This is a genomic window from Comamonadaceae bacterium M7527, assembly GCA_021044545.1.
Classification (GTDB): domain Bacteria; phylum Pseudomonadota; class Gammaproteobacteria; order Burkholderiales; family Burkholderiaceae_C; genus RS62.
This window is the reverse complement of the sequence record CP087990.1, coordinates 1,308,769-1,331,751: the sequence shown is the minus strand read 5'-3', so window position 1 is coordinate 1,331,751 and position 22,983 is coordinate 1,308,769. Positions and strand designations below refer to the sequence as shown.

Genomic DNA, 22,983 nt, shown 5'->3' with positions numbered 1-22,983 from the left:
CCCAAACACTAAGAAGATAGGAAGGATGAACCAATGAGCGCAGTACTCGATCATCACGATACACATGCCCATGACGACCATCATGCCCCTGCGGGTTGGCGTCGTTGGGTTTTTGCAACCAATCACAAAGACATTGGCACGCTGTACTTGTTGTTCAGCTTTGCGATGTTGATGATTGGTGGCGTACTGGCCCTAGGCATTCGTGCCGAGCTGTACCAGCCAGGTTTGCAATTGGTGAACCCCGAGTTGTTCAACCAGCTCACCACCATGCACGGTTTGATCATGGTGTTTGGCGCCATCATGCCGGCGTTTGTGGGCTTTGCTAACTGGATGCTGCCATTGCAAATTGGTGCCTCAGACATGGCCTTTGCGCGCATGAACAACTTCAGCTTCTGGCTGATGATTCCTGCTGCGCTGATTCTGGCTGGTTCATTCTTTATGCCCGGTGGTGCGCCCGCTGCAGGCTGGACGCTCTACGCACCGTTGACGCTGCAAATGGGCCCGTCCATGGATGCTGCCATTTTTGCGCTGCACATCCTGGGTGCTTCATCCATCATGGGCTCCATCAACATCATCGTGACCATTTTGAACATGCGCGCTCCTGGCATGACGCTGATGAAGATGCCCATGTTCTGCTGGACATGGTTGATTACGGCTTATTTGCTGATTGCTGTCATGCCCGTGCTGGCTGGCGCCATCACCATGACGTTGACTGACCGCCACTTTGGTACCAGCTTCTTCAACCCAGCTGGCGGCGGTGACCCCGTGATGTACCAGCACATTTTCTGGTTCTTCGGTCACCCTGAGGTGTACATCATGATTTTGCCGGCTTTCGGCATCATCAGTCAGATCATTCCAGCGTTTGCCCGTAAGAAGCTGTTTGGCTACGCCTCCATGGTGTACGCTACAGGCTCTATTGCGATTTTGTCCTTTGTTGTGTGGGCTCACCACATGTTTACAACTGGCATGCCCGTAACAGGCCAGTTGTTCTTCATGTACTCCACCATGCTGATTGCCGTGCCCACAGGCGTGAAAATCTTCAACTGGATTGCAACCATGTGGAAAGGCTCAATGACGTTTGAGACCCCCATGTTGTTTGCGGTTGGCTTCATCTTTGTGTTCACCATGGGCGGTTTTACCGGCCTGATGCTGGCCATGGCGCCATTTGACATTCAAGTGCAAGACACCTACTACGTGGTGGCTCACTTCCACTACGTGTTGGTGGCAGGCTCTTTGTACGCATTGTTTGCTGGCTACTACTACTGGGCACCCAAGTGGACCGGTGTGATGTACAACGAGACACGCGGCAAAATTCACTTCTGGTGGTCGCTGATTTCTTTCAACGTGACATTCTTCCCCATGCACTTTTTGGGCTTGGCTGGTATGCCACGTCGCTACGCCGACTACCCCATGCAGTTTGCCGACTTCAACGCGATTGCCTCAGTTGGTGCATTTGCATTCGGTATGGCGCAGGTGTACTTCTTCATCTTTGTGGTGTTGCCAACCATGATGGGCAAGGGCGAAAAAGCGCCGCAAAAGCCTTGGGAAGCCGCAGAGGGCTTGGAGTGGGAAGTGCCTTCACCAGCACCATTCCACACCTTTGAGAACCCACCCAAGCTGGACGCAACCGCGACCAAAGTGATTGCTTGATTCTCGTACCTATAAAAGCCAACGTTTATGACCACACCTGAACAAAAGCAAAGCAATCGCCGTCTGGGTCTCATTCTGGGTAGCGTTGCCTTGGTGTTCATGCTGGGCTTTATGGCCAAGTTCATGTTGTTTGGCGGGTGATAAGCTTTGGCTAACAAGAACGCAACAAGGGGTCAGCAAAACGGCGTCATGGTCAAGAAATTGTCCGTGATAGCTGTGGGCATGTTTGCCTTTGGTTACGGTTTGGTGCCTTTGTACCAAGCGATTTGTGATGTCACTGGCATCAACATCCTGGCCCTCACAGAGCGTGATGTGCCAGGCGTGAGCAAGGCCTTGCCTAAAAACACCCAAGTTGATACGTCACGCACGATTACAGTCGTGTTTGACACCAATACACGTGGTTTGTGGTCTTTCGAGCCTAAAGTCAGCTCCATGCAGGTGCATCCTGGTGAGATGGCAACCGTGTCCTACCAGTTCGAAAACACCCAGCCTCGCACCATGGCGGCGCAAGCCATTCCCAGCTACGCGCCCAAGGTCTCAGCTTCATACTTCAACAAGTTGGAGTGTTTTTGCTTCAATCAGTACACCTTGGCGCCGGCTGAAAAAAAGGAATGGCCCGTGGTGTTCGTGATTGACCCCAAAATTCCAAAAGATGTCACCAACATCACCTTGTCCTACACCTTTTTCGAGGTGGGTGGCAAGACACCAGCTGCGCCTGCAACCGCGGCCTTGGGCCACGGTGTCCTGACGGGCAACGCACCGTCATGAGTGATAGGGGTGAGGTCAACAATGCCAGCAAGCCACGTGCGCCCAAGCTGCAAGCGAGTGCGCGCAAAGGGTCATGGGCAGCGACGGTTTTTGCGGTGTTGTGGGCCTTTTTAGGTGTACGGCGTCAGTCTGACTACGAAAGCGACATCGGTAAGCTCAAGCCACTGCACATTGCGGTGGTGGGTATTGTGGCAACGTTTCTATTTGTCGGCGGTTTGATGCTGCTGGCCAATTGGGTTGTCGTTAATTCTTAAAAAACGGTTCAATAACCACATAAAATAGCTGGCTACACAGCTAAGCGCATTTCTTCAGGAGTAAGCATGTCGGCAGCATCACACGGTACAACACCGTACTACTTTGTACCAGGGCCATCCAGCCACCCCGTAATGGCGGCCATTGGCTTGTTTTTCGTCATATTGGGCGCAGGGCAGTGGATCAACGGCCACCAGTGGGGCGCTTACTCGCTTGCTTTTGGCATGGTGTGGTGGCTTAGCATTTTGTACCGTTGGTTTAAAGAGTCTGTCTCTGAAAGCGAAGCGGGCCTTTACGGCCACAAAATCGACTTGTCTTACCGCTGGAGCATGAGCTGGTTCATCTTCTCTGAGGTGATGTTCTTTGGTGCGTTCTTCACCGCCCTGTGGTGGGCGCGCATGCATTCAGTGCCAGCCTTGGGCAGCATTGAAAACGCACTGATCTGGCCAGACTTCCAAGCCGTTTGGCCTTCAGTCCAAGCCGGCGCTACAGCCTCACCTGCAGGCATTGTTGATGCGTTCCAAACCGTTGGTCCTTTTTGGCTGCCCACTATCAACACCTTGTTGCTGTTGTCGTCTGGTGTGACGCTGACCATCGCCCACCACGCCTTGGTGGCGGGAGAGCGCAGCAAAACCATCGCGTTCATGTGGATGACTGTCGTATTGGGTGTTGTGTTTTTGGGTGTACAGGGCTATGAGTACTACCACTTGTATACCGACCTCAACTTGCGTATGGATTCGGGCGTATACGGCTCAACCTTTTACATGCTCACAGGTTTTCACGGCTTCCACGTGTTCGTGGGTATGTTGATGTTGCTGTTCATCACCTTGCGCTTGCAAAAAGGCCATTTCACCAAGGACCGCCATTTCGGCTTCGAAGGCGCTGCATGGTACTGGCACTTTGTAGACGTGGTGTGGCTGGGCTTGTATTTCCTGGTGTACTGGTTGTAAGTTCAGACACCGCAATACAAAAGGCGCCTAAGGCGCCTTTTGTATTTTGCCGCAGAGGTGTCATTGATCAATGCACGCTGTCGGCTTATGTGTCAGCACAGGCTTATCGTTAGCGCCCCGGCGCGATGCCCGTTGGCTGAATCCAGCCCATTGAATAGGCAAACAGCACAAAAAGAAACAATGCCACAGACAAGCCGATGCGAAATGCCAGCGCTGTTGCCATGTTGCCCTTGGGCCTTGATGGCTCACCGATGGGGTTGCCGTTGTCGTCAAATGTCTGTACTTCGCCACGGCGCATCATGATGATGAGTGCCGCTACCAAGCTACCAAGAATGGCTACAAAGCCAGTTGCAATAATCCAAGTCATGCTCACATTATCTACGCAGTTGTCGGGTGTTTGTCATGGGTAAGCGCGCGCGTTTCTGGGTGGTCAGTGTGGCAGCCGCATTGAGTGTTGTGGCGACTGCCAGTTTGGGTTTTTGGCAGCTAGACCGTGCCGCGCAAAAAAAGGCCTGGGTGGCCAGCCAAGAAAAGCAAGCTGCAGCGCCTGCGTTGACCAATGCGCAATGGCTTGAGGTCAACGCCAGCGCCGCAGTCTCGCAGACGTTTACGCACAGGCGTGTGCAACTCACGGGTACTTGGATGGCGCAGCATGTCGTGTTTCTGGACAATCGCCAAATGAATGCCAAGCCCGGTTTTTATGTGGTGACGCCGCTGCTGTTGCCCAGCGGGCAGGTGGTGGTGGTGCAGCGTGGCTGGGTGCAGCGCAACTTTATGCAGCGCCAAGACATTCCCGCCATTCAAACGCCGCAGGGTGTGGTCACCGTGTATGGGCGTTTAGCCCCGCCACCATCACAGCTTTACAGCATGGGACAGATGCAGCGCAGCCAGATACGGCAAAATCTAGACTGGTTGGATTTTCAGCAGGAAGTTGGCGCGCCAACGGGCTACCTGAGTGTGGTGCAGCTTGAGGCTTCTCCCGGGCAAACAGATGGTTTGTTGCGCGATTGGCCACAGGTGGATGCAAAGCTGCACACACACTACGGCTATGCGGCGCAATGGTTTGCTCTCAGCGCCCTAGTCGCATTTCTTTATCTTTGGTTTCAATGGATTGCTCCCAGACGTGTCAAAAAAGCCTAACCCCCAAAACGATCAGCCTTTGTCCATGACGGTTTACGACATGGCTGGCGCCGATGCAGCCGCGCCAAAAGCCAAGTACGGACGCCTGAAGATGCTGTTTGTGTTGCTGGTGTGTGCCTCGCCTGTTATTGCCTCTTACCTGATGTACTACGTGGTGCGTCCAGATGGGCGGCACAACTACGGCGAACTCATCTCGCCACAGCAGCCGTTGCCTGCTGTGCAGGTGTACAGAGCCGATGGCTCATCTGTATTCATGCCCGACCTCATGGACCAGTGGCTGCTCATCAGTGTGTCGGCGTCTAGCTGCCCAGGCCCGTGCGAAAACAACTTGTACCTGCAACGCCAGTTGCGCGAGTCTATGGGGCGCGAAAAGGCGCGCATGGAGTGGGTTTGGTTGCGCACGGACACCCAGCCCGTGCGTGATGCCTTGCAGCCAGCGCTCAGCGATGCGGATGTGTACACCATAGATGAGGCCGTGTTGCGCAATTGGCTAAAGCCCGCCCCGGGCCAGCAGCTTGAAGATCATTTATACGTGGTGGACCCGCTGGGCAACTGGATGATGCGCTTTCCTGCGAACTTGGACGCCAAGAAAGCGCGCAAAGACCTCACCCGTTTGTTACGCGCGTCCAGCTCTTGGGACCGCGAAGGTCGTATACGTTAAGCCGCTTATGTCTGATGCTGTCGATTTGTACAACTTGACGCCACTGGCCCACATGCTCATTGTGGGTGCCATGCTGGCGGCCTTGCCACTGTCCTGGGTGTGGTTGCGCGCGCGTGGTGGCGGTAGCCACAAGCGCCTGGCCTTGCTCACCACGCTCACCTTGTTTTTAACCTTTGACTTGGTCTTGTTTGGTGCGTTTACCCGCTTGACCGACTCTGGTCTGGGCTGTCCCGATTGGCCGGGTTGTTACGGCTATGTCTCGCCTTTGGGTGCAGCGCAGCACATTGACGCTGCTCAAACCGCCATGCCCACCGGCCCTGTGACCACGGGCAAGGCGTGGATAGAAATGGTGCACCGTTACCTCGCCACTGCTGTTGGCGGATTGCTGTTGGTGGCTACTGTTTTGGCATGGCGCACACGTCGCTCAGTGTCAGCTGCGCCTGGCCTATCGCCGTGGTGGCCTACCGTGACGCTGTTGTGGGTTTGCATGCAAGGGGCATTCGGTGCACTGACTGTCACCATGAAGCTGTTTCCGGCCATCGTGAGTTTGCACCTGCTGGGCGGCATGGGTTTGCTGGCGTTGCTGCAGGTACAGCACGTGGCCTACACCCGTAACCCTGCCGCGCCAGTCCATCATTTACCTAGGTCGTTAGTGGTAGCGGCCGTGGCGGTGTTTGGTTTGCTGTGGTTGCAAATTGCCTTGGGCGCCTGGGTCAGTACCAACTACGCTGTGTTGGCCTGCCAAGACTTTCCAACGTGCCAAGGTCAGTGGTGGCCGCCCATGGATATGGCTGGTGGCTTTGAGCTATGGCGTCATTTAGGGGTTGCGGCAGACGGCTCTGCAATCACATTTGCAGCGCTCACCGCTATTCACTATGTGCACCGACTCAGCGCCTATGTGGTGCTGCTGGCCCTGGTGTGGCTGGGGTGGCGCTTGTTGCGCGAGCAAGGCTGGCGTGCTGCGGCCTATGCTCTGTGGCTGCTGGCCGCTTGGCAGCTCATTACAGGCTTGTCCAACGTGGTGTTAGGCTGGCCGCTGGTGGCTGCGGTGTCGCATACCGGTGGCGCAGCAGGCTTGGTGATTATGCTCACGGGTTTGCTCACGCGTGTGGCCTTGCAAGCAAAAGCGCGCGGCATTGGCACTGCTGCATCTACTGATTCTTTTGATAGCTCCACCCCAGGTGGACCAAGGCCTTTTGCATGACCGATTCTGTTGTTGAACAGTCCCATATCGCTTTGCCACCCAAGTGGCAACAGTTTTATGCCTTGATGAAGCCGCGCGTCATTCAGTTGATTGTGTTTTGCGCGCTCATTGGCATGGTGTTGGCAGTGCCTGAGTTACCAACGCCACAGCAGGCATGGCTGATGGTGCTGGCTTGCCTGGGTATTTGGCTGGTCGCAGGCGCTGCTGCTGCGTTCAACTGTGTGGTGGAAAGCGCGATAGACGCCAAAATGAAGCGCACCAGCTGGCGGCCCACAGCCAAAGGTGAGCTTAGCAACAAGCAAACGTTGACCTTTTCTGCTGTGTTGTGCCTGGCCGGTTCAGCCTTGCTGTATGTCACGGTCAACCCACTGACCATGTGGCTAACCTTTGCCACGTTTGTGGGCTATGCGGTGATTTATACCGTGGTGCTAAAGCCATTAACGCCTCAGAACATTGTGATTGGCGGTGCGTCTGGTGCCATGCCGCCGGTGCTGGGTTGGGCGGCCATGACAGGCACAGTGGGCCACGAGGCCGCTATATTGTTTCTGATCATTTTTTTATGGACGCCACCGCATTTTTGGGCCTTGGCGCTGTACCGCGTTGAAGATTACCGCAAGAGTGGTTTGCCCATGTTGCCGGTGACGCACGGTTCAGAGTTCACCAGGCTTCAGATTTTGCTGTACACCCTGGTGTTGGGTGCTGCGTGCATGCTGCCGTTCATGGTGGGTATGAGTGGCTGGATATATGTGGTCACTGCGCTGGTGTTGTCTATAGGCTTTACAGCCTATGCCATAGCGTTGCTGCGCAGCTACTCGGATGCATTGGCACGCAAGACATTCCGGTTTTCATTGATTCACCTGTCGGTGCTGTTTGCGGCGCTGCTGGTAGACCATTACGCCTTATAGGATTCAATTGATGTACGTGTTCAAGTCAGGTCGTTCCATGCGTGGGCTGTGGACAGCAGCAGCGCTGGCCGCAGGTTTATTCCTATCGGCTTGTAGCAGCGAGGGGCCCGCGTTTACCGGTGTGGATATCACGGGTGCGAACTACGCACAAAACTTTGACTTAACCGACCACAATGGCCAGCGTCGCACCCTGGCTGACTTTAAAGGCAAGGTTGTGGTTGTGTTTTTTGGTTATACCCAGTGTCCTGACGTGTGCCCCACGTCTATGACTGAGCTGGCCCAGGTCAAGGCCGCACTGGGCTCAGATGGTGACAAGCTGCAAGGCCTTTTTGTAACCGTTGATCCGCAGCGCGACACACCAGAGATCATGCGGGCATACATGTCGCACTTTGACCCTGGTTTTTTGGCGTTGTACGCTGATGAAGGCAAGCTGGAACAGGTGGCCAAGGACTTCAAGATTTATTACAAAAAAGTAGATGGCCCCACGCCTACCAGCTACACCATGGACCATTCTGCGGGCAGTTATGTGTACGACACCTCAGGCCGCCTGCGCTTGTACAGCCGCTACGGCACCCCTGTTGAGGCGCTTACGCAAGATATCAAGTATTTGCTAGCCGGGCAGTGAGGCCGGCATGGGCGGCCTAGGCTGCCTTGTCCGCCAGGCTGGTAAACGAGTCGGCATAAAACTCATCGCTTGGCAAGCCTCGCATGGCCACAAAATCGCGTTGGGCAGACTCAATCACTATGGGTGCGCCGCAGGCGTAGACCTGATGGCCGTTTAAATCTGCAAAGTCATCCAGCACGGCCTGGTGTACGAAGCCGGTGCGGCCCTGCCACTGGTCTTCAGGTGTTGCCTCTGATACCACGGGTATGTAGGTGATGTGGCTATGGGCGGCGGCTTTCGAGGTCAACCAGTCGTGCATGTACAAGTCGGCTGGGCGACGACCGCCCCAGTACACGCTGGTTGGGCGCGTAATGCCCTTGAACGCCATGTGCTCCAGCAGTGCCTTGATAGGTGCAAAGCCAGTACCCGATGCCACAAACACCATGGGCTTGTCACTGTCTCCACGCAGGTAAAAACTGCCGTACGGGCCTTCAATTCGCAGTATGTCTTTCTCTTTCATCGATCCGAACACATGGTCGGTGAACTTGCCGCCTGGCATATGGCGTATGTGCAGATCAAGTCCTGGGGCATCTGTTTGTGTATGTGGCGCGTTGGCCATGGAGTAGCTGCGCCTGTCGCCGTCGCGCAATAAAAACTCAACATACTGGCCTGCGTGGTATTTGAACGTGTCATTGGCCGGCAGCTGCAGGCGTAACAAGGCCACATCGTCGCTCACCTTGTCAATGCTGGTCACGCGCACGGGCAATTTCTTGATGGGCAGCGCGTCGGCTGCGGTGACCTGTTTGGACTCAAGCACCACGTCTGACTGGGCTACCGCGCAGCACGCCAAAATAAAACCGTTGGCTTCTTCGTCTGCGCTCAGTGCTTTGGCTTGGTATGTGCCGTGAGCGACATCGCCGCTGACTTTTTTGCATTTGCAAGAGCCACATGCACCGTCCTTGCAGCCGTAGGGCATGGCAACGCCCTGACGAATGGCTGCAGCCAAAATAGCCTCGCCGTCATTGGTGGTGAATGTACGCTGGCTGGGTTCGACGGTGATGGTGAATGTCATACTGGTAGGCTTGGCGGTAGGATTTCAAATTGTTTGTCTCCAAGAGACAACCGTCATTGTCGCAAAAACATAAAAGGCAGGCTTTATGAGTGGCTTGGGGGCTTTACCAGCGCGGTTCAGGCGATCACGTGTGCTCATCATTGGGTGTGGTGACGTGGGCCAGCGTGTGCTCAAGTTGCTACCCAGCGCACGCTACCCCGTGGCAATGGCACTCACATCCAGCGCCAGCAAGATACCTCTTTTGCGGCAGCAGGGCGCACGCGTACTGCAGGGCACACTGGACGATGCGGCCACGCTCACGCGTTTGGCGGGCATCGCCACGCATGTCTTGCATCTCGCACCGCCTGCGCAAACTGGTGGCACTGACGATGACCGCACGCGTTATCTGTTGCGGGCACTGGCCAAGCGTGGCGGTTTGTGCAAGTTGGTCTACGGTTCGACCAGCGGTGTGTATGGGGACTGCGCAGGCGAGTGGGTGAATGAGTTGCGTCCGGTCAACGCGCAAACACCCAGAGCGATGCGCCGCGTGTCGGCTGAACAAGCCGTAAAAGCCTTTGGGCAGACCTTTGGCGTGCCCATCACCGTACTGCGCATACCAGGTATTTACGCACCCAATCGTGAGGCCGGCACGCCCAAAGAGAGGTTGGAGCAAAGAGCCCCCGTGTTGCAGGCCAGCGAAGACGTGTACACCAATCACATTCATGCAGACGATTTGGCGCGAGCATGTGTCGCGGCCCTGTGGGGCAGGGCCAACCACCGCACTGTTAACGTCAGCGATGACAGCGCCTTAAAGATGGGCGACTACATGGACTTGGCCGCGGTTTTGTACGGCCTGCCCAAGCCGCCTCGTTTGAGCTTGACTCAAGCCAAAGCGCAATTAAGCCCCATGCGGTTGAGCTTTATGCAGGAGTCAAGACGACTGGACAATACACGGCTCAAGACTGAGCTGGGTATTGCCCTGCGTTACCCCACACCTGCGCAAGGCTTGGCCCCCTAGGCTTTTCGGTCAACGCCAGCCCGGTGCGGCCATGTGCTTGCTGCGGCCATGGTTAAAGCGTTGCGAACACGCTGGCGGCTGCTTTTACCGTGTCGGCAATGTCCTGCTCAGTGTGTGCGGCGCTGACAAAGCCGGCTTCAAACAAAGCGGGTGCAAAGTACACGCCTTGGTCCAACATGCCGTGAAAGAACTTGTTGAAGCGTGCACTGTCCGTGGTCATCACTGTGGCGTAGTTTTGCGGCAACTCGTTCATGAAGAAAAAGCCAAACATGCCGCCCAAGCTGTCGCCGCACATCGCTATGCCGGCGGCTTGGGCGGCTGCCGTCATGCCGCTGACCAAGCTGGCGGTGCGTGTGCCCAGTTGCTCGTAAAAGCCGGGTTTTTGAAGTTCGCGCAGGGTGGCCAAGCCACACGCTGTAGCCACGGGGTTGCCGGATAAGGTGCCAGCCTGGTACACGCCGCCGATGGGTGCCAAGTGCTCCATGACGGCGCGTTTGGCGCCAAACGCAGCCAGTGGCATGCCGCCACCAATCACTTTGCCCATAACCGTCATGTCGGGTTCAAAGCCGGGAATGGCCTGGGCGTATAGGCTTTGGGCGCTGCCCAAGGCCACGCGAAAGCCGCACATGACCTCGTCAAATGCCAGTAAGGCGCCGTACTCGGTGCACAACTCGCGGCAACGTTTGACAAACGGCACGCTGGCGCGTACGAAGTTCATGTTGCCTGCAATAGGCTCCATCATCAGGCAAGCCGTCTCGGCGCCGTGCAGCTTGAAAGCTGCTTCTAGTGCTTCTATATCGTTGAAAGGCAGCACCAGAGTGTGTTGCACCACCTCAGGCGGCACACCCGAGCTGGTGGGGTTGCCAAAGGTGGCCAAGCCTGAACCGGCCTTGACCAACAGTGCATCGGCATGGCCGTGGTAGCAGCCTTCAAACTTGATGATCTTGCTTCTGCCGGTCGCGCCGCGTGCCAACCGTATGGCGCTCATGCCGGCCTCAGTACCTGAGCTGACCAAGCGCAGCATATCTATAGACGGCACCAGCTTGATGATTTCTTCTGCCAATTCAATTTCGCGTTCAGTGGGCGCACCAAACGACAAGCCTTCCTCTACCGCGGCGTGCACCGCAGTTTTAATGGCCTCGTGGCCGTGGCCCAGAATCATGGGACCCCACGAGCCAATGTAGTCAATGTAGCGCTGGTCGTTGGCGTCCCAAAAATACGCGCCTTGTGCGCGCTTGATAAAACGGGGCGTGCCACCCACGGCCTTGAAGGCTCTCACGGGTGAGTTCACACCGCCAGGAATGGTGGCCTTGGCTCGATCAAATAAAACTTCGTTGAGGTTGGTCGTCATGTACGTATCTCTTAAAAATTGGTGTTTGGTGTTGTTCAGCGGAAAGTCGCCCAAGTTGGGCATGCCGTCTGTATGGGGCTGTTGATCCTGTTCTGCATCGGCTTGGTCATCTATGTCTTCGCGCGCCCAGAACATGCGGTCTGGCAAGGCATGACCCATGCCTGGAGCAAAACCTGCATCCAAGCTTTGATCAAGGTAGGTTAGTGCGTCGGCACAGGCAGACTGTAAATCTTCGCCACTGGCAATCAAGGCGCACAACGCAGCCGACAGCGTGTCACCAGCACCGGTGAAGACAGATTCAAAGCGCTCAAACTTGGCCGTGGCCAAAATGCTCTCAGGTGTGGCAAGGTGGTTTTCAAGGTATTGGTCTGGCGCGTTCAGGCCAGTGACCAAGGTATACACCACGCCGCGCTCAGTTGCCGCCCTGGCCACATCTCTGGGGCTGGGGGCTTTGTCGGCATTCCAGTCTGGCAACAGCCAACGGCATAGGGTGCTGTAGTTACCTACCAATATCGTGGTTTGCGGCAGCATCAGGTCCGCGAATGCATCCAGGTAGTTGTCCAGGGCGATGTCGTCCATCCATGCCAGGTTGGGCATGTAGGCCACCACTGGCACGTCTTCATAGTCGTTGGTGATTTGGGCCACTGCGCTCACCACCTCGGGGCTGCACAAGAAGCCGACCTTGAATGCGGCCAGTCCTATGTCCTCCAGCGCCACACGCGCCTGCTCAGTCACGGCCTCTTCGTCTAAGGCCACATGGTCTTGTATGTGTGAGGTGTCCCGCATCAGCACACCGGTGACCACGGGTAAGACGTGAACCGATGCAGAGGCCATGGCTGTGAGGTCAGCGCCCAGACCGCCTGCACCACTGGGGTCGTTGGCATTGAAGGTCATCACGCACGGCAGCGTGAGCTCAAGGGCTGCGTTATCCAAACTGCGCGGAACGTCGCCAGAACGGTTGTCAGGCGGGTCGGCAGCGTTGTTGTCTGTAGGTTTCATCGTGGCGCTATTCAAAAAAGGTCAGGCAAAAGCCGTTGGAGGCTAGACATCGCGCCGATACAATAGGTCATTTTAGAACACACTGAGAAGAACGAATGAGCGATACAACAACTTGGATGTGCCTGATTTGCGGCTGGATTTACGACGAAGCCACAGGCGCGCCTGAAGAGGGTTTGGCCCCTGGTACCAAGTGGGCCGACGTGCCTATGAACTGGACTTGCCCCGAGTGCGGCGCGCGCAAAGAAGATTTTGAACTGGTGCAAATTTAAGCGCCATTGTTTTTCTTGACCACCGCATACCTGGCCAATGTTTTGGCGCGGGCTTGCGCATGGTCCACCACAGGCATGGGGTAGTGCTCCCCCAGCTTGACGCCGGCAGCCAATAGCTCCATGGGTGAGGCCAGCCACGGCGCATGTATTGCCTTGTCTGACAGCTCGCTCAGTTGCGGCAGATAGCGACGGATAAATTTGCCTTTGGCATCAAACTTCTCGCTTTGGCTGATGGGGTTGAAGATGCGAAAGTAGGGTTGCGCATCGCAGCCGCTTGAGCTGGCCCACTGCCAGCCGCCGTTGTTGGCTGACAAGTCAAAGTCAATGAGCTGTTGGGCAAAATAGGCCTCGCCCCAACGCCAGTCCAGCCCCAGGTCTTTGGTTAAAAAACTGGCCACTACCATGCGCAAACGGTTGTGCATATAGCCTGTCTGGTTGAGCTGATGCATGGCGGCATCCACCAGCGGGTAACCCGTTTGGCCGTTGCACCAGGCCTCAAACAGGGCTTTGGCGTGTGGGCCGCTTTCCCACTCAATATTGTCGTACTCAGGCTTGAAGGCATGGTTCACCACACGCGGATGGTGGTGTAGCACTTGCATGTAAAAGTCACGCCATATCAACTCGGACAACCATGTGCTGGCGCCTATGTCACCTGTGGCGTGTTGTGCAAAGGCCAAACGGACCAGCTCGCGGATAGACACGGTGCCAAAGCGCAAGTGCACGCTCAGGTAGCTGGGGCCTTTGACCGACGGAAAGTCTCGCGTGTCCTTGTAGCGTGTCATGCGGTCTACAAAGTCTTGCAGCAAGGCTTTTGCACCGGTGCTGCCAGGTGTGATGTGCTGGGCTGGCAAGTCTTGCCACTCAAAGCCCATGTGGCTTAAGGGCAGGATGCGCGCATGTGCTGTGGCGGCGCTGGGCAGTTGGCTGGCTGGCGTAAGCGCGCCTGCGTAGTCAAGACTTGGGTAGGCTTTCAAGTCATAGGGTTCAAGCTTTTTAAGCCACGCGTTTTTGTAGGGCGTAAATACGCCAAAGGGCCGTTCGGCTTGGGTTAGTACTTCGCTGCGCTCAAAAATGCACTGATCTTTAAAGGTGTGCAACATGATGCCCGCATGGGCCAAGTCGCCCAGGGTTTGTGCATCGCGTGCCACCGCTTGTGGCTCATCGTCCCGATTGGTGAAGACCGCTTGCACCCCCAATGTTTGGGCCAGCCTGGCAATGCTGGGGTTGGCCGGGCCATGCAGGGTGAGCAGCGCTGGTGGGTCGGCCGGTGCGGTGTTGGCCAATTGCCGGTTGAGGTCAACCAGGCTGTCGTGAATGAATGTCACGCGCCGGTCTGTTGGGGGTAGGCTCGCCAAAATAGTGGTGTCAAACACAAAGACACACACCACTTGATCACAGCTTTTGAGGGCTTGGTACAGGGCTGCGTTGTCGGCCAGGCGTAAGTCGCGCCTAAACCACATCAGGCCTTTGGCGTATTTTTTATGAGGTGTTGCAGGCATGGTGTTGTATGGGCAGCCTAAGCGCGGTGGTTGAAGTAAATCACAAAGACGCATAGCAGGGCAGTCCACCCCTTAAAATGCGTGTATGTTTGAAGATTGTGCCGTGATTGACCTAACCCATCATTTTCTAATCGCTATGCCGGGGTTAGACGATGAGCTATTCGGCAAAAGTGTGGTCTACATCTGTGAGCACAGCGAGAAGGGCGCCTTGGGTTTGGTGATCAACAAGCCCAGCGACATTCCGCTCACAGAGCTGTTCACCAAAATTGATCTCAAGCTGGCCCGCCCGGATATGGCCAATGCCCCTGTGTTTCAAGGTGGCCCCGTACAAACTGAGCGCGGCTTTGTGCTGCACGCCCCTATGGGGCAAGGTGGTGAGTCTGTGTACTCCTCTACCATCGTGATACAGGCCAAGCGCGAAGGCCCGTCTGACCTCGAATTGGCCGACCAGGCAGTGGCTGAATTGACCGAGCATTTAAGCCGTAAATTTTCGGCACATTTGGCACAACAAATTGGCGATGCGCTGGCCGCCAGTGACGACGAGACCGACGAGCAAGACGGCCAAGCGGCCAGCCACATGCCGGCAGATGCCAACCGCCTTGAGATGACCACCTCCAAGGACGTACTAGAGGCCATGTCTGAAGGCGCAGGCCCCTCCAAGGTGCTGGTCACCCTGGGCTATGCCACCTGGGGCAAAGGTCAGCTAGAGTCTGAAATTGGCGAAAACGCGTGGCTGACAGTGCCCGCTGACCAAGCCATTATTTTTGACACACCGCCAGAGCAGCGCTATGCACGCGCCATGGCGCTGTTGGGCTTGAATGTGGGTATGTTGTCCAGCCAGGCGGGGCACGCCTGATGGCATCAGGCGTCACCTCCCACGCAGGCGCCGTGCCAGCGCACATGCATTTGTTTTTAGGTTTTGACTACGGCGAAAAGCGCTGCGGCATGGCCAGTGGCAATCGCCTGACCGCCAGTGCATCGCCCATGCCAACCGTGGCGGCTGTTGGGCAGGCACGCTGGGACTTGATAGGCCAGCGCGTCAAAGAATGGGCACCGCAGGCATTGGTCATTGGCGTGCCCTACCACCCAGATGGTGCGCCACACGACAACACTCATGCGGCGCAAAAATTCGGCCGCCAACTGGCTGGACGTTTTAACTTGCCCGTGTTTGAAGTTGATGAGCGCTACTCCACCACGGCAGCTCACAGCATGGGCGCCGCAGACGCGGATGCCGCATCGGCCTGCATCATCCTGGAGCAGTTCCTGGCCAGTCTAGATGCCACGCCCAGAGGTCAGTAAACCCTATACACAAAAATCCCATGAGCACACAACAAGACCTACAGCAGCCCAATGCACAACAGCTGGATGCGGAACAACTGTACCAAGTGATGTTGGCTGGCATGCGCCAAGTGCTGGCCAATGCCACGCAAGCTGTGCGCTTGGTCGGCGTGGCTTCTGGCGGGGTGTGGCTGGCGCAGCGCTTGCACAAAGACTTGGGGCTGGCTGGTGAGATTGGCGTTATCTCCAGCAGCATGCACAGAGACGACTTTGCGCAGCGTGGCCTGAGCGCCACCGCCACTCAAACCCGCCTGCCTTTTGAGGTGAATGACGCGCACATTTGGCTGATCGACGACGTGTTGTACACGGGGCGAACCCTGCGCGCGGTGCTCAACGAGCTGTTTGACTTTGGCCGCCCACACAGCGTGAAGCTGGCCGTGTTGCTGGAGCGCCCAGGCTACAAGCAGCTGCCAGTGTGTGCCGACTTTGTGGCAGGCGTGGCCAATGTGCCGCCTAGCCAGTCGCTTGAGCTGGCGTTAAATCCAGACCAAAGCCTTAGCTTTGACGTGCAAGACGTCACGCTGAGCAAAGACCAGTAAGCACACCGCAACAAATACAGAATTAAGGGCGAACGCGATATGCGCATACAACGCAACCCCCAGCTCAACGCCAACGGTGAGCTCATTCACTTGCTCTCCACTGAAGGCTTGTCCAAGGATGTGCTGACGCACATCCTGGATACGGCCGCCAACTTTGTGAGTGTAAGCAGTCGCGACGTGAAGAAGGTCCCGCTGCTGCGCGGCAAAAGCGTGTTCAACTTGTTCTTTGAAAACTCCACCCGCACCCGCACGACCTTTGACATTGCGGCCACGCGTCTGAGTGCAGACGTGATCAACCTGGACATTGCGCGGTCATCTGCCAGCAAGGGCGAGAGTTTGCTAGACACCATAGACAACCTGGCCGCTATGGCCGCCGATATCTTTGTTGTGCGCCATAGTGAGTCTGGCGCACCCTACCTGATTGCGCAGCATGTGGCCCCGCATGTGCATGTGGTGAATGCAGGAGACGGGCGTCATGCCCACCCTACCCAAGCACTCTTGGACATGTACACCATCCGCCATTTCAAAGGTGATTTTTCCAACCTGCGTGTTGCGATTGTGGGCGACGTGTTGCACTCTCGCGTGGCGCGCTCCAACATACACGCGCTCACCACCTTGGGTTGTCCTGATGTGCGTGTGGTGGGCCCCAAAACCCTGGTGCCAGGCGATTTGAGCCAGCTGGGTGTACGCGTTTGCAACGACATGGAAGAAGGCATTCGAGACGCTGACGTGGTGATCACACTGCGCTTGCAAAATGAGCGCATGAGTGGTGCCTTGCTGCCTTCTGCACAAGAGTTTTTCAAGAGCTACGGCCTGACTGCCAAGCGCATGCAGCTGGCCCAACCCGACGCCATTGTCATGCACCCAGGCCCTATCAACAGAGGCGTTGAAATCGCCTCAGACGTGGCCGACGGCCCGCAAGCGGTGATCTTGTCGCAAGTCACCTTTGGTATCGCGGTGCGCATGGCTGTGATGTCTATTGTTGCCAGCCACGAGGCTTGAACTTATGAAACTACTCATTCAATCTGGACAGCTTGTAAACGCTACCAACAACACACCGCAAGATGTCGCCATAGCAGGCGGGCGCGTGGTGGCCATAGGCAACGCTATTAAAGACTTCACGCCGGATCGCGTGATAGATGCCACAGGCTGCATCGTGGCGCCGGGGCTTATAGACTTGTGCGCGCGTTTACGAGAGCCGGGTTTTGAGCATGAGTCAATGCTGGAGTCTGAAATGGCGGCTGCAGTTGCCGGTGGCGTGATCGTTGGTGTGCCCACCAGATACAGACCCTGTGCTGGATGAGCCGGGCTTGGTGGACATGCTCAAGTTTCGCGCTGAAAAGCTCAATCAATCTCGTGTGTTCCCGCTGGGCGCTTTGACCAAAGGTCTCAAAGGCGAGGTGTTAACAGAAATGGCCGAGCTGACCGAGTCGGGCTGCATAGGCTTTGGTCAGGCCGACCATCCCATTGTGAACACCCAGGTGTTGCAGCGCACCTTTCAGTATGCCGCCTCATTCGGCTACAGCGTGTGGTTGCGTCCGCAAGATTACTGGTTAGGTCAAGGCGTGGCTGCCAGTGGCCCACTTGCCACGCGCATGGGCTTGAGTGGTGTACCGGTCTCAGCGGAGGTGATTGCACTGCAAACCATGTTTGAGTTGCTGCGCAACACGCCAGCGCGTGTGCACTTGTGCCGCCTCAGCAGTGCCGCTGGTTTGGCGCTGGTCAGGCAAGCCAAAGCTGAGGGCTTGCCGGTGACCTGTGATGTGAGCGTGCACAACCTGCACCTGATAGATGTAGACATGGGTTATTACGATGCCCGCCTGCGTTTGGAGCCACCGGTGCGTCAGCAGATTGACCGCGACGCGCTGCGGGCTGGCTTGGCAGACGGCAGTATTGATGCGCTGGTGAGTGACCACAACCCGGTAGAGGCCGATGCCAAAAACCTGCCGTTTGCACAAGCCGAGCCGGGTGCAACGGCGGTGGAGTTGTTGCTGAGCCTGGCCGTGAAGTGGGCCAATGAAGATAAAGTACCGCTGGCCCGCGTCATGGAGGTGCTCACCGCCGGTCCTGCCCGTGTGTTGGGTAGCAGCCTGGGCAGTTTGCAATCAAGCCTTGGTCAGTTGGTGGTGGGCGGTGTGGCCGACGTCTGTGTTTATCAGCCTGATGTGCACTGGGAAGTCAACGCGGCCAATCTGCGCAGCCAAGGCAAGCACTCTCCCTTTGGCGGCTATGAGTTGCCCGCGCAAGTGCGCGCTACGGTGGTGAGTGGCTATGTGGCCTACATGGCCGACCAGGCAAGCGATTAAGCCATGTCACCACTGCGCGCTGCATGGCACATGGTGTTGGGTATTTTCCATGTGTTGAAAGGTTTGCGCACCATTGCCCGCGAGTTTGAGCGCGTGTCCGATGAACAGCGTCAGGTGTTGGTGCAAAACTGGTCGCTTGAGCTGTTGCAGCTACTGGGTGTTCAGTTGCAAACGACTGGGCGTGTTAGTACGGGTGGCTTGGTAGTGGCCAACCACGTGTCATGGCTGGACATTGTGGTGATGAATGCGGCCAATCCCGTGCGCTTTGTGTCCAAGTCAGACGTAAAGGCGTGGCCCTTGGTAGGCAAGCTCATTGTCGGTGCGGGTACTTTGTTTATTGAACGCGCCAGCAGGCGTGATGCCATGCGTGTGGTGCACCAAATCGCCTCATTTTTGAGTGAAGGCAAAACGGTAGCAGTATTCCCAGAGGGCACCACAGGCGATGGCCAGCAATTGTTGCCGTTTCATGCCAACCTGTTTCAAGCCGCCATTGCCGCCGATGCCAAGGTGTGGCCAGTGGGTATTCGCTACCTGGACAGCACCACTGGTGCATTGAGCATGGCAGCGGCCTATGTCGGTGACGACACCTTGGTGGGCTCTATTTGGCGCACGTTGCGCCAAGGCCCTGTCAAAGCCCGGGTGCAAGTGGGCAGCGCCCAAACCTGCCAAGGCCGCGACCGCCGAACCTGGGCTGGCGACATGCAGCAAGAGGTTGGGCGGCTGTTGGACTAGGCGCAGCCTTACCGGCGCACTGGCTTATTGTTTCATCAAGGCCATCATGGCCTCCGTGTTGGCTTTTCTGTCGGCCGTCACTTGCTGGACTGTGGCACGCTCACCCAATAGTTTGAGGTAGTCGCGAACTGGCAAGTCGGCCAGGTAGTCTCGCCCGTAAATGATTTTGGTAGCCATGCTGATCAGTGGCAGGTGCGCTAAGGCGGTGCAGTCTGCAATGGTGAACTGGTCACCCGCCACAAAGGGTGAAAACTTGGCCATCGTGGTAAATGCCGAGATGTTTTTGGTGAGTTGCCCGCCTACTTTTTCTTTGGCGCTGTCGCTGATCTTGCCGCCAAAAAATGCTTCAGGGTACAGGTTGCGTGCCACCAGTTCCAGGTGCAAGTCCATGTAATGGCTTAGCTCATGCACTTTGGCAGCGGCAAATGCATCTGCTGGCACCAGAGGGTGTTGAGGGTAAGCGCGCTCGATGTATTGCAATATCACCTCAGACTCACACAGTGCGCCGTCCGGTGTGGTGATGTAGGGCACCTTGCCCAAGGCAGAGGCTTTCTTGTCTGTATCCTTGGCCCACACCAAAGACTCTTCAAATGCCACGCCTTTTTCTAGCAAGGCGAGTTTGACTTTGTTGTAGTAGTTGCTGGCTGCAAATCCGCAAAGTTTCAGCATAGTGGACTCCGTAAGTGATGGTTTTGAAAAACTACAAGGCTAAAGGGGTGCAGCGCTGGGGCTGGTCGCCAAGGCTACAGAGTAGGCGATAATCGCAGCATGCTAGGGCGCTCCCACATTCACCGCTTGTCACGCTTTGTTGTAGCGTGGTTTGTGTTGGCTATTGGTGCGGCGGTGGCGTCGCCCACGGTGTCGCCGCAGCACATGGCCATTCTTTGTACGGCCAACGGTGTCAGTTTGGTCAAGTTCACTGCCGGCGATGTGGCCAGCGACCAGGACAGCAGCAATGTAGGCGGCAGTGCCACCATGGACTGCCCCCTTTGCTGGATGCCCATGGCCGTTACTACTGCGCAGCTGCAACTGCCAGCGCCGCAGTTGGATGGGGGCTTGGTGGCCCGTGCGACCTGGGTGCAGGTGCGCTTGAGTCCGCGCTACACACTGCCAGCCCGCGCACCACCAACGCTTTAAATTCGCCTGTTAATCCCCCTTTTTCGTGAACCAGCAAGCAGCTGGTGAACACGCGTCATTGCAGCTTCATGACCGCTTGACTGCGGCGGCTTGAGGCCGTCCAACATCTTATTTTTTTGGAATTTATTATGAAAAAACACATTCAATCAGCTGTTCTAGGTCTGTCTTTGCTGGGTGCATCTGGCGCGTTGTACGCCCAACAGGCCGTTAGCGATGCGTGGGTGCGCGCGACGGTTGCCAACCAGAAAGCCACAGGCATGTTCGCCACCATTACGTCGACTCAAGAAGGTATGCGCTTGGTAAGCGCCAGCAGTGATATTGCGGGCGTTACCCAAATTCATGAAATGGCGATGGACAAAGACGTGATGCGCATGCGTGAGTTGCCCAACGGGTTGGCAATTGAAAAAGACAAGGCTTTAGAACTCAAGCCAGGTGGCTACCATGTGATGTTGTTGGACCTCAAGCGTGCGCCTAAAGTAGGCGAAACGGTCAATGTCACACTGACCTTTGAGGATGGCAAGGGTCAGCGCAAAGATGTGGCCGTGGCCGCTGATGTACGTGCATTGAATGCCAAACCCATGGGCGGCATGAAGCACTAAGCGCTGATACGCGCCTGGCGCATGAGCGAACGGGTGCGTTTTACAGTTCTTCTACGCGTCTGGCCGGGAAGGTCTCCCAGCCCTGACAGCCAGGACACTGCCAAAAGTAGGTCTTGGCTTCAAAGCCACATGCGGCGCAGCGGTAGCGTGTCAGCGGTGAGGCGGCTTTGTCTATGGCCTTTTTCATGCCTTCGGTCACGGCCTGTGTGGCCTGAGCCTGATTGCTATCGTGTGCCAGCACCTGGGCCACAGCTGACAATGATGCTTGGCGCGCCAGGTGCGACTCAAACAGTTCAGACTTTTGCGCAGGCTCTAACGAAGCCATGGCTTGGGTTACATCTATGCTGGGTGACAGGCTATCGGCTTGGCGCAACACACTCAAGACCCTGGCTTGCTCATGGCAGCTAACGCCCAGTTGCACCAGCTGGTTGGCTATGAGCGGCAGCACGTGCGGCGCGGTACTGGCCAATGACAGCAGCAGCTCCAAGGCCTTGCTGTGCTCACCAGCCGCCGCGTTCAAATTGGCCAAGCCAATGACAGGTCTGGGTGTGTGGGGTGCAATGGCTTGCGCGGTCAGCAACTGCTGCTTGGCTTGCTCTGGCTGGCTAAGCTGCAGGGACTCGGCTGCCAGCTCGCAGTGATAGTGGGCGCTGCGGCCTTTAAAGCTGCCTCGCTCAGCACCTTCTAGCTGTTTGGCTATGTCTATGGCTTGCGCCCAGTCGCGACTGCGCTCGAAAATGGACAGCAGTGCGAGCTTGGCCTCTGTTGCGTATTGCGTGCCGTCCAGCTTGCGCAACGCACTCTCGGCGCGGTCAAGCAAGCCTGCTTTGAGGAAGTCCATGGCCAAGCCGTGCTGGGCGCGGTGGCGGTCGGCTTGACTGAGGTCACTGCGCGCCAGCAAGTGTTCATGCACACGCACGGCACGGTCGTAGTCGCCACGGCGCCTGAACAAATTGCCCAGTGCAAAGTGCAACTCGCTGGTTTCCGGGTCGTGTTGAACGGCCTCAATAAAGGCGTCAATGGCTTGGTCTTGTTGCTCATTGAGCAAAAAATTAAGACCACGGAAATAGGCCTTGGGTGCGCGCTGCTCGGAACGACGCCATTGGCGTACGTCCAGCCTGGACGCTAGCCAGCCGAGTGCAAACGTCAGTGGCAGCGCCCACAGCAGCGTGGTGGCATCAAACGCCCAGTTCATCGTTGCTGATACCTCTGGTAGGTTGGGTTGCAGGTAGGTTGTTGGTGATTGCAGGTACGCCACCGGCGACTTGGTTGGTCTGTGTTTTGGGTTGCTGCTTGACTTGTTGCTGGGCCAGCTTGCGCGCGCGCATCCACAGCGGCAGCATGGCCAGCACCCCAAACAGGCAGCCTAGTACAAACGCGCCGGTGATGGCCCACACCAGTGGCAGGTGCCACGTCGATCCTGGTAGCAGGTACAAGTCAATCACGTGTTGGTTGTTCAGGGCGAAAGCCAACACGGCTACAAACACCACAATGCGTACAAACCAAAAAACAATCTTCATATGTGCTTTCACTGCAACAGCGGTGGTGTGGCGATGCCCGCCAAGCTCGCCACTCAAGAAGTAAGGTGTTTTATTTTAGGGGGCTTCGTTAGGCGCGTGGGCCAAGCTGATGGGGGTAGCCGCTTTGAGGTAGTGTGTTTAAGCCGCCTCATCTTTGGGTAGGTCTACCGCCATGCGCAAGCCTTTGCCGGGTTTGAAGTGCGGCACGCGCTTTTCAGGTATGTCCACGCGCTCACCTGAGCGTGGGTTGCGACCAATGCGCGCTGGCCTGTGGTTGACAGTAAAGCTGCCAAAGCCACGTATTTCAATGCGGTGACCTTTAACCATGGCTTCGCCCATGGCGTCCAACATGGTACGTACGGCTTGCTCGGCGTCGCGGTGCGCCAGTTGGCTGAATCGTTCGGCCAGTGCATCAACCAAATCGCTGCGTGTCATAGGGGCGTGTGCTCGCTTGTTCTCGGTTTTATTGTTATGTGGGCTTTTTTGTTTGC

At 56.6% G+C, this 22,983-nt stretch carries 27 protein-coding genes and 2 pseudogenes; 20 read left to right on the top strand and 9 right to left on the bottom strand.

The window, feature by feature from the left end; genetic code table 11:
* Positions 1-33: 33 nt before the first annotated feature.
* The 5 genes from ctaD (at position 34) to LN050_06475 (ending at position 3,620) form a co-directional block, all read left to right on the top strand.
* The gene (gene ctaD, locus LN050_06495; protein UFS55501.1) at positions 34-1,650 is read left to right on the top strand and encodes a cytochrome c oxidase subunit I; all 1,617 of its coding nucleotides are present in this window, start codon (positions 34-36) and stop codon (positions 1,648-1,650) included.
* Between the two features lie 27 nt (positions 1,651-1,677).
* Positions 1,678-1,791 carry a cytochrome oxidase small assembly protein gene (locus tag LN050_06490; GenBank protein ID UFS55500.1) on the top strand — a complete coding sequence of 38 codons (114 nt, stop codon included), beginning with the start codon at positions 1,678-1,680 and terminating at the stop codon, positions 1,789-1,791.
* A gap of 48 nt (positions 1,792-1,839) precedes the next feature.
* A complete protein-coding gene (locus tag LN050_06485) occupies positions 1,840-2,418 on the top strand; it encodes a cytochrome c oxidase assembly protein (protein UFS55499.1) in 579 nt (192 codons plus the stop codon).
* A complete protein-coding gene (locus tag LN050_06480; protein ID UFS55498.1) occupies positions 2,415-2,672 on the top strand; it encodes a DUF2970 domain-containing protein in 258 nt (85 codons plus the stop codon). The genes LN050_06485 and LN050_06480 overlap by 4 nt, the downstream gene beginning before the upstream one ends.
* 66 nt (positions 2,673-2,738) lie before the next feature.
* Positions 2,739-3,620 (top strand): cytochrome c oxidase subunit 3, encoded by an 882-nt coding sequence (locus LN050_06475; GenBank protein UFS55497.1) that lies wholly within the window; start codon positions 2,739-2,741, stop codon positions 3,618-3,620.
* Between the two features lie 109 nt (positions 3,621-3,729).
* On the opposite strand, the gene LN050_06470 is transcribed toward LN050_06475, so the two are convergent.
* Entirely contained in the window at positions 3,730-3,987 is a 258-nt protein-coding gene (locus LN050_06470) for a twin transmembrane helix small protein (protein ID UFS55496.1), read from the bottom strand.
* A 35-nt stretch (positions 3,988-4,022) separates the two neighbouring features.
* Here LN050_06470 and LN050_06465 point away from each other — a divergent pair, with 35 nt between their 5' ends.
* The 5 genes from LN050_06465 to LN050_06445 are packed head-to-tail and all read left to right on the top strand — an operon-like array spanning position 4,023 to position 8,155.
* Positions 4,023-4,760 carry an SURF1 family protein gene (locus LN050_06465; protein UFS55495.1) on the top strand — a complete coding sequence of 246 codons (738 nt, stop codon included), beginning with the start codon at positions 4,023-4,025 and terminating at the stop codon, positions 4,758-4,760.
* The gene (locus LN050_06460) at positions 4,744-5,421 is read left to right on the top strand and encodes a hypothetical protein (GenBank protein UFS55494.1); all 678 of its coding nucleotides are present in this window, start codon (positions 4,744-4,746) and stop codon (positions 5,419-5,421) included. Before LN050_06465 ends, LN050_06460 begins: the two co-directional genes overlap by 17 nt.
* Positions 5,422-5,428: 7 nt before the next feature.
* Positions 5,429-6,625 carry a COX15/CtaA family protein gene (locus LN050_06455; GenBank protein UFS55493.1) on the top strand — a complete coding sequence of 399 codons (1,197 nt, stop codon included), beginning with the start codon at positions 5,429-5,431 and terminating at the stop codon, positions 6,623-6,625.
* Complete coding sequence (cyoE, locus tag LN050_06450) at positions 6,622-7,530, top strand: heme o synthase (protein UFS55492.1); 909 nt, start codon at positions 6,622-6,624, stop codon at positions 7,528-7,530. Before LN050_06455 ends, cyoE begins: the two co-directional genes overlap by 4 nt.
* A 37-nt stretch (positions 7,531-7,567) precedes the next feature.
* Complete coding sequence (locus tag LN050_06445) at positions 7,568-8,155, top strand: SCO family protein (GenBank protein UFS57344.1); 588 nt, start codon at positions 7,568-7,570, stop codon at positions 8,153-8,155.
* A 16-nt stretch (positions 8,156-8,171) separates the two neighbouring features.
* Here LN050_06445 and LN050_06440 read toward each other — a convergent pair whose 3' ends face one another.
* Positions 8,172-9,206: a CDP-6-deoxy-delta-3,4-glucoseen reductase gene (locus LN050_06440; protein UFS55491.1), complete on the bottom strand. Its 1,035-nt coding sequence runs from the start codon at positions 9,204-9,206 to the stop codon at positions 8,172-8,174.
* Between the two features lie 85 nt (positions 9,207-9,291).
* Here LN050_06440 and LN050_06435 point away from each other — a divergent pair, with 85 nt between their 5' ends.
* Positions 9,292-10,203 (top strand): NAD-dependent epimerase/dehydratase family protein, encoded by a 912-nt coding sequence (locus LN050_06435; GenBank protein ID UFS55490.1) that lies wholly within the window; start codon positions 9,292-9,294, stop codon positions 10,201-10,203.
* Between the two features lie 52 nt (positions 10,204-10,255).
* Here the strand turns inward: LN050_06435 and hemL are convergent, their stop codons facing one another.
* Positions 10,256-11,554 (bottom strand): glutamate-1-semialdehyde 2,1-aminomutase, encoded by a 1,299-nt coding sequence (gene hemL / locus LN050_06430; GenBank protein ID UFS57343.1) that lies wholly within the window; start codon positions 11,552-11,554, stop codon positions 10,256-10,258.
* Between the two features lie 210 nt (positions 11,555-11,764).
* Positions 11,765-12,388, bottom strand: a pseudogene (locus tag LN050_06425) (hydroxymethylpyrimidine/phosphomethylpyrimidine kinase).
* 260 nt (positions 12,389-12,648) lie between these two features.
* On the opposite strand from LN050_06425, the gene LN050_06420 reads away from it, so the two are divergent.
* Positions 12,649-12,822, top strand: coding sequence for a rubredoxin (locus LN050_06420; protein UFS55489.1), 174 nt, complete (start codon positions 12,649-12,651; stop codon positions 12,820-12,822).
* Here LN050_06420 and LN050_06415 read toward each other — a convergent pair.
* Positions 12,819-14,321 (bottom strand): DNA photolyase family protein, encoded by a 1,503-nt coding sequence (locus tag LN050_06415; GenBank protein UFS55488.1) that lies wholly within the window; start codon positions 14,319-14,321, stop codon positions 12,819-12,821. The two genes, LN050_06420 and LN050_06415, sit on opposite strands and share 4 nt — an antisense overlap.
* An 85-nt stretch (positions 14,322-14,406) precedes the next feature.
* On the opposite strand from LN050_06415, the gene LN050_06410 reads away from it, so the two are divergent.
* From LN050_06410 to LN050_06385, 6 genes and pseudogenes are all read left to right on the top strand, one after another.
* Positions 14,407-15,177 (top strand): YqgE/AlgH family protein, encoded by a 771-nt coding sequence (locus LN050_06410; GenBank protein ID UFS55487.1) that lies wholly within the window; start codon positions 14,407-14,409, stop codon positions 15,175-15,177.
* On the top strand, positions 15,177-15,620 hold the full coding sequence (gene ruvX / locus LN050_06405) for a Holliday junction resolvase RuvX (GenBank protein ID UFS55486.1): 444 nt from the start codon (positions 15,177-15,179) through the stop codon (positions 15,618-15,620). Before LN050_06410 ends, ruvX begins: the two co-directional genes overlap by 1 nt.
* A gap of 20 nt (positions 15,621-15,640) precedes the next feature.
* Positions 15,641-16,198: a bifunctional pyr operon transcriptional regulator/uracil phosphoribosyltransferase PyrR gene (gene pyrR, locus LN050_06400; protein ID UFS55485.1), complete on the top strand. Its 558-nt coding sequence runs from the start codon at positions 15,641-15,643 to the stop codon at positions 16,196-16,198.
* Positions 16,199-16,237: 39 nt separating this feature from the next.
* Positions 16,238-17,200: an aspartate carbamoyltransferase catalytic subunit gene (locus LN050_06395; GenBank protein ID UFS55484.1), complete on the top strand. Its 963-nt coding sequence runs from the start codon at positions 16,238-16,240 to the stop codon at positions 17,198-17,200.
* 4 nt (positions 17,201-17,204) lie between these two features.
* Positions 17,205-18,504 (top strand): annotated as a pseudogene (locus LN050_06390) (dihydroorotase).
* A 3-nt stretch (positions 18,505-18,507) separates the two neighbouring features.
* Positions 18,508-19,236, top strand: coding sequence for a 1-acyl-sn-glycerol-3-phosphate acyltransferase (locus LN050_06385; protein UFS55483.1), 729 nt, complete (start codon positions 18,508-18,510; stop codon positions 19,234-19,236).
* A gap of 24 nt (positions 19,237-19,260) precedes the next feature.
* Here LN050_06385 and LN050_06380 read toward each other — a convergent pair whose 3' ends face one another.
* Positions 19,261-19,905 (bottom strand): glutathione S-transferase, encoded by a 645-nt coding sequence (locus LN050_06380; protein ID UFS55482.1) that lies wholly within the window; start codon positions 19,903-19,905, stop codon positions 19,261-19,263.
* Positions 19,906-20,004: 99 nt separating this feature from the next.
* On the opposite strand from LN050_06380, the gene LN050_06375 reads away from it, so the two are divergent.
* Positions 20,005-20,373: a hypothetical protein gene (locus LN050_06375; GenBank protein UFS55481.1), complete on the top strand. Its 369-nt coding sequence runs from the start codon at positions 20,005-20,007 to the stop codon at positions 20,371-20,373.
* Positions 20,374-20,501: 128 nt separating this feature from the next.
* Entirely contained in the window at positions 20,502-20,972 is a 471-nt protein-coding gene (locus LN050_06370) for a copper chaperone PCu(A)C (GenBank protein UFS55480.1), read from the top strand.
* A gap of 40 nt (positions 20,973-21,012) precedes the next feature.
* On the opposite strand, the gene lapB is transcribed toward LN050_06370, so the two are convergent.
* From lapB to LN050_06355, 3 genes are all read right to left on the bottom strand, one after another.
* Positions 21,013-22,167 carry a lipopolysaccharide assembly protein LapB gene (lapB, locus tag LN050_06365; protein UFS55479.1) on the bottom strand — a complete coding sequence of 385 codons (1,155 nt, stop codon included), beginning with the start codon at positions 22,165-22,167 and terminating at the stop codon, positions 21,013-21,015.
* On the bottom strand, positions 22,151-22,492 hold the full coding sequence (locus tag LN050_06360) for a lipopolysaccharide assembly protein LapA domain-containing protein (GenBank protein UFS55478.1): 342 nt from the start codon (positions 22,490-22,492) through the stop codon (positions 22,151-22,153). The genes lapB and LN050_06360 overlap by 17 nt, the downstream gene beginning before the upstream one ends.
* 138 nt (positions 22,493-22,630) lie before the next feature.
* Positions 22,631-22,927, bottom strand: coding sequence for an integration host factor subunit beta (locus LN050_06355; GenBank protein ID UFS55477.1), 297 nt, complete (start codon positions 22,925-22,927; stop codon positions 22,631-22,633).
* Positions 22,928-22,983 lie beyond the last annotated feature (56 nt).

Excerpts from the sequence above, each read along its gene's own strand:
- ctaD (UFS55501.1), top strand. The coding sequence starts at position 34 with ATGAGCGCAGTACTCGATCATCACGATACACATGCCCATGACGACCAT.
- LN050_06490 (UFS55500.1), top strand. The coding sequence starts at position 1,678 with ATGACCACACCTGAACAAAAGCAAAGCAATCGCCGTCTGGGTCTCATT.
- LN050_06485 (UFS55499.1), top strand. The coding sequence starts at position 1,840 with ATGGTCAAGAAATTGTCCGTGATAGCTGTGGGCATGTTTGCCTTTGGT.
- LN050_06480 (UFS55498.1), top strand. The coding sequence starts at position 2,415 with ATGAGTGATAGGGGTGAGGTCAACAATGCCAGCAAGCCACGTGCGCCC.
- LN050_06475 (UFS55497.1), top strand. The coding sequence starts at position 2,739 with ATGTCGGCAGCATCACACGGTACAACACCGTACTACTTTGTACCAGGG.
- LN050_06470 (UFS55496.1), bottom strand. The coding sequence starts at position 3,987 with ATGACTTGGATTATTGCAACTGGCTTTGTAGCCATTCTTGGTAGCTTG.
- LN050_06465 (UFS55495.1), top strand. The coding sequence starts at position 4,023 with ATGGGTAAGCGCGCGCGTTTCTGGGTGGTCAGTGTGGCAGCCGCATTG.
- LN050_06455 (UFS55493.1), top strand. The coding sequence starts at position 5,429 with ATGTCTGATGCTGTCGATTTGTACAACTTGACGCCACTGGCCCACATG.
- cyoE (UFS55492.1), top strand. The coding sequence starts at position 6,622 with ATGACCGATTCTGTTGTTGAACAGTCCCATATCGCTTTGCCACCCAAG.
- LN050_06445 (UFS57344.1), top strand. The coding sequence starts at position 7,568 with ATGCGTGGGCTGTGGACAGCAGCAGCGCTGGCCGCAGGTTTATTCCTA.
- LN050_06440 (UFS55491.1), bottom strand. The coding sequence starts at position 9,206 with ATGACATTCACCATCACCGTCGAACCCAGCCAGCGTACATTCACCACC.
- LN050_06435 (UFS55490.1), top strand. The coding sequence starts at position 9,292 with ATGAGTGGCTTGGGGGCTTTACCAGCGCGGTTCAGGCGATCACGTGTG.
- hemL (UFS57343.1), bottom strand. The coding sequence starts at position 11,554 with ATGACGACCAACCTCAACGAAGTTTTATTTGATCGAGCCAAGGCCACC.
- LN050_06420 (UFS55489.1), top strand. The coding sequence starts at position 12,649 with ATGAGCGATACAACAACTTGGATGTGCCTGATTTGCGGCTGGATTTAC.
- LN050_06415 (UFS55488.1), bottom strand. The coding sequence starts at position 14,321 with ATGCCTGCAACACCTCATAAAAAATACGCCAAAGGCCTGATGTGGTTT.
- LN050_06410 (UFS55487.1), top strand. The coding sequence starts at position 14,407 with ATGTTTGAAGATTGTGCCGTGATTGACCTAACCCATCATTTTCTAATC.
- ruvX (UFS55486.1), top strand. The coding sequence starts at position 15,177 with ATGGCATCAGGCGTCACCTCCCACGCAGGCGCCGTGCCAGCGCACATG.
- pyrR (UFS55485.1), top strand. The coding sequence starts at position 15,641 with ATGAGCACACAACAAGACCTACAGCAGCCCAATGCACAACAGCTGGAT.
- LN050_06395 (UFS55484.1), top strand. The coding sequence starts at position 16,238 with ATGCGCATACAACGCAACCCCCAGCTCAACGCCAACGGTGAGCTCATT.
- LN050_06385 (UFS55483.1), top strand. The coding sequence starts at position 18,508 with ATGTCACCACTGCGCGCTGCATGGCACATGGTGTTGGGTATTTTCCAT.
- LN050_06380 (UFS55482.1), bottom strand. The coding sequence starts at position 19,905 with ATGCTGAAACTTTGCGGATTTGCAGCCAGCAACTACTACAACAAAGTC.
- LN050_06375 (UFS55481.1), top strand. The coding sequence starts at position 20,005 with ATGCTAGGGCGCTCCCACATTCACCGCTTGTCACGCTTTGTTGTAGCG.
- LN050_06370 (UFS55480.1), top strand. The coding sequence starts at position 20,502 with ATGAAAAAACACATTCAATCAGCTGTTCTAGGTCTGTCTTTGCTGGGT.
- lapB (UFS55479.1), bottom strand. The coding sequence starts at position 22,167 with ATGAACTGGGCGTTTGATGCCACCACGCTGCTGTGGGCGCTGCCACTG.
- LN050_06360 (UFS55478.1), bottom strand. The coding sequence starts at position 22,492 with ATGAAGATTGTTTTTTGGTTTGTACGCATTGTGGTGTTTGTAGCCGTG.
- LN050_06355 (UFS55477.1), bottom strand. The coding sequence starts at position 22,927 with ATGACACGCAGCGATTTGGTTGATGCACTGGCCGAACGATTCAGCCAA.